The sequence below is a fragment of the Psychrobacter sp. APC 3426 genome (assembly GCF_030408035.1).
Lineage (GTDB): Bacteria > Pseudomonadota > Gammaproteobacteria > Pseudomonadales > Moraxellaceae > Psychrobacter.
This window is the reverse complement of record NZ_JASDCF010000060.1, coordinates 1-989: the sequence shown is the minus strand read 5'-3', so window position 1 is coordinate 989 and position 989 is coordinate 1. Positions and strand designations below refer to the sequence as shown.

The 989-nt window shown below is 44.0% G+C and carries 1 protein-coding gene; it reads left to right on the top strand.

The genetic code is table 11. From position 1 onward, the window contains the following. The coding region (locus QL919_RS14070) for an RNA-guided endonuclease TnpB family protein (protein WP_290190091.1) at nucleotides 1-899 on the top strand (899 nt) is incomplete at its 5' end. Nucleotides 900-989: the final 90 nt, after the last annotated feature.

Sequence of the window (989 nt, the reverse complement as noted above, 5' to 3'; positions counted from 1 at the left end):
ATAACAAGTTTTTCAAGCAAGGCGCAGGCTTCCCAAAATTCAAGAAAAAAGGAATTAAGGATAGTTATACGACCAACAACCAAAAGGGCACAGTGGCGATCACAGACAGCACTGTCAAACTGCCTAAAATTGGTCACATCAACGCTAGATTCCCAAGCAAGGTAAATGGCTTAATTAAGTCAGCGACCATCAGCCGCACCCCATCAGGCAAGTACTATGCCAGTCTATTGGTTGAAACCATTGTTAATGAATTACCAAAAACACACTCTAACATCGGCATTGACTTAGGACTGACTGACTTTATCGTCCTATCAGATGGCAGCAAAGTTGCTAATCCTACCTTTCTATCAAAGCTGCAACATAAGCTTGCGCGAGAACAGAAAATACTGGCCAAACGTAGAGCAGTGGCCAAAGCAGATCAACGCAAACTCAGTGACAGCCGCAACTATCAAAAGCAAAAAATCAAAGTCGCCAAAGTCTACGAGCGTATCACGAATTGCCGAAAAGACTTTCTACACAAACTCTCATTCAATCTCATCAAAAACCACGATGTGATTGCCATAGAGGATTTGAACGTCAAAGGCATGGTTAAGAATAGAAAGTTATCTAAAGCCATATCAGACAGCTCATGGTCAACCTTCACCACCATGCTGAACTACAAGGCTGAATGGTACGGCAAAACGCTGGTGAAAATAGACCGATGGTATCCATCTTCTAAAACCTGCTCAGGGTGCGCTCATGTGCTGACTAAGGCTGAGCTACCATTACAGGTGAGATCATGGAATTGCCCAAGTTGCTTGCAGGACCATGATAGAGACATCAACGCCAGTATCAACATCCTCAACGAAGGACTAAGGCTGGCAACAATCAAAACCGTCGGTACGACGGGGTTAGCTTAGTCCATTTGCCTAACCGCTGATACAAAACATCGTATCAAGTATGGGTATTACCTAAGAAACCCCTACCTCTATAGGTGGTGGGTGGTTCAT